The organism is Enterobacter sp. UNJFSC 003, assembly GCF_036903355.1.
Taxonomy (GTDB): Bacteria; Pseudomonadota; Gammaproteobacteria; order Enterobacterales; family Enterobacteriaceae; genus Enterobacter.
The window spans coordinates 1-256 of the sequence record NZ_JBAKHK010000245.1 but is presented as its reverse complement, the minus strand read 5'-3'; the positions used below and the strand labels follow the sequence as shown (position 1 = coordinate 256).

The 256-nt window shown below is 56.6% G+C and carries 1 protein-coding gene; it reads right to left on the bottom strand.

Annotation, left to right across the window (positions count from 1 at the left end; translation table 11 throughout):
* Nucleotides 1-256 (bottom strand): PLP-dependent transferase (locus tag V5P19_RS23990; protein ID WP_334408052.1); only part of this gene is annotated, 256 nt, incomplete at both ends.

The window sequence follows — 256 nt, the reverse complement described above, 5'->3', positions numbered from 1 at the left end:
GTACCAGTTTGGGTTTTTCTGCCAGCGCTGCCCGTATTGCCTGTTCATCGCCTTGATCAACAAACAACACGCGATAGCAACCGCGTTTCGCCAGACTGTCGAACAGGCGATAGCTACCGCCGTAGCAGTCGTGCGGCGCAACCAGCAGATCGCCAGGTTTCAAAAAGACGGTGGTTACCAGATGGATGGCTGACATGCCGGTATTGGTGAGCACTGCACCGGCACCACCTTCCAGTTCTGCCAGCGCACGCTGAAC